Origin of the sequence: Pseudomonas syringae pv. cilantro (assembly GCF_001293775.1) — a bacterium.
Taxonomy (GTDB): domain Bacteria; phylum Pseudomonadota; class Gammaproteobacteria; order Pseudomonadales; family Pseudomonadaceae; genus Aquipseudomonas; species Aquipseudomonas syringae_P.
Genome location: NZ_LGLN01000096.1, coordinates 6,023 through 8,619, shown reverse-complemented (window position 1 = coordinate 8,619; position 2,597 = coordinate 6,023). Strand labels below are relative to the sequence as shown.

At 56.0% G+C, this 2,597-nt stretch carries 1 pseudogene; it reads left to right on the top strand.

The annotated features are described in order from the left end of the window. Nucleotides 1–2 precede the first annotated feature (2 nt). Nucleotides 3–2,597, top strand: a pseudogene (locus tag ABJ99_RS25545) (conjugative transfer ATPase); the annotation flags it as partial.

Here is a 2,597-nt window from a genome sequence, read left to right as displayed (position 1 = left end):
TGCTGCTCGAGGACGGCAAGTCACTGGCAGCATTCTATGAACTGACCCCCATAGGCACCGAAGGTCGGGATCCTGAGTGGTTACGCAAAGCGCGCGATGCTCTTGAAAATGCGCTGCAGGACAGTTTTGACGAACTGGATGAGTCGCCTTGGGTGGTGCAGTTCTACGCCAAGGATGAAACCAGTTGGGAAGATTATCTGGAGACGTTGCATGATTACGTCCAGCCTCGCGCTCAGGGTACGGCGTTTACAGAAATGTACCTGCAGCAATTCAAACATCACCTAGAGGCAATCTCCAAGCCGGGTGTTTATTTGAAGACACCAAAGTGTCTCAACTGCCCTGGCGCGGCCAGCAACGCAGGGTTCGCATGGTCGTCTACCGGCGCTGCACCGGCGATGGACTGGTTCGTGGCCAGACGCCGTCGATGTACTTGAAAAACATTTGCGAGCGCCTGACGGGAGGACTGGCCAACGCGGGCATCAAAACCCGGCGCATGGATCGCCATGACATTCGTCACTGGCTGTTGCACTGGTTCAACCCGCATCCCGAACACTTGGGATCAAAGCGCCAGGACATCGATCGTTTCTTCGAAATCGTCAATAACCGCACGGTCGAACCACCAGAAGAGGGCACGCTGCCGCTGGCCAGCGGCGATGATTTCTCTCAGTGCCTGTTCTACAGCGAACCGCAATCGGATGCCAAGAAAGGTCTCTGGTACTTCGACTCGCGCCCTCATCGGGTCATCGTCCTCGATCGCTTACGCGATGCGCCAAAGACCGGGCACCTGACGGGTGAAAACCGTAAAGGCGGGGACGCGCTGCATGCCTTGTTCGACAAGTTGCCCGAGGACACAGTACTCAACATCACGCTGGTGATCACTCCACAGGATGTTCTGGAGGCCCACCTGGAAAAACTGGCACGTAAATCAGTCGGTGACAATCAAGCCTCCGCCCTGACCCGTGAAGCGGTCGACGAAGCCCGGAAACTGATCGGTCGAAAACACAAGCTGTACCGGGGCAACGTGGTTTTTTACTTGACCGGCAAGGATGAGCAACAACTGGAAAGTCGGAGCATGGAGCTTGCCAATGCCATGCTTAGCGCCGGTATGGAACCTGTCTATCCTCGTGATGAAGTCGCCCCTCTCAGCAGTTACCTGCGGTGGCTGCCCGCCAGTTTTGATGTGAACAAGAAACATGCTTTGGACTGGTACACGCAGATGATGCTCGCCCAGCATGTCGCGAACCTTTCGCCGGTATGGGGTCGTGCCAGCGGCACGGGCAACCCCGGCATAACCCTGTTCAACAGGGGCGGTGCACCGCTGACGTTCGACCCATTCAACAAGCTTGATCGGCAGATGAATGCCCATCTGCTCCTGTTTGGCCCGACAGGTTCAGGTAAGTCAGCCACGGCCAACAATTTGCTGATGCAGTTAATCGCCATTTACAGGCCGCGCCTGTTCATCATTGAAGCCGGTAATAGTTTCGGCCTACTGGGAGATTTTGCCCAAAAGCTTGGGCTGACGGTCAACCGGCTCAAGTTGGCGCCAGGGTCGGGCGTGAGTCTGGCCCCCTTCACTGATGCCATTCGCCTGGTGTCAACACCTGACAAAGTCACGATCCTGGATGCCGATGACATTGAAGGATCCGATGAGCATCTGCAAACAATGCCTGAACAGGGCGAAGAGGAGCGTGATGTTTTGGGCGAAATGGAGATCGTAGCCAGGCTCATGATCACCGGCGGCGAAGAGAGAGAAGAGGCTCGACTCACTCGCGCAGACCGCAGCGCCATTAGGCACTGCATTCTGACGGCAGCCAGAACATGCTTTGACGCTGAACGAGCAGTCAAGACGGAGGATGTGCGTGATGCGCTGAGTGACGCTGGCAAGGACACCACCCTTCCGGAAAAGCGCCGAGAACGCATGTTTGAGATGGCTGAAGCCATGGACATGTTCTGCATGGGGGCTGACGGTGAGATGTTCAACCGGGAGGGTACGCCTTGGCCTGAGGCCGACATCACAATCCTGGACTTGGCCACCTACGCCCGCGAGGGGTATAACGCCCAACTGTCGGTCGCCTACATCTCGCTGATCAACACCGTGAACAACATTGCAGAACGGGACCAATTCAAGGGGCGTCCGATCGTCAACTTCACTGACGAGGGTCACATCATTACGAAAAACCCCCTTCTCTCGCCCTACGTCATCAAGATCACCAAGATGTGGCGAAAACTCGGTGCCTGGTTTTGGCTTGCCACTCAGAACATCGACGACCTTCCGTCAGCAGCAGCACCGATGCTTAACATGATCGAGTGGTGGATCTGCCTGAACATGCCACCGGATGAAGTGGAGAAAATCACCACGTTCCGTAAGCTGACGCCTGCGCAAAAGTCACTGATGCTGTCAGCCCGTAAAGAGAGCGGAAAGTATACTGAAGGGGTTGTGCTTTCCAAATCGATGGAGGTTTTGTTTCGAGCCGTGCCCCCAAGCCTGCTCCTGGCATTGGCCATGACTGAGCCGGAAGAAAAAAAACAGCGGTACGATCTAATGCAGTCGTTAGGGGTAGACGAGCTGGGGGCCGCAATGGCGATCGCACACGACC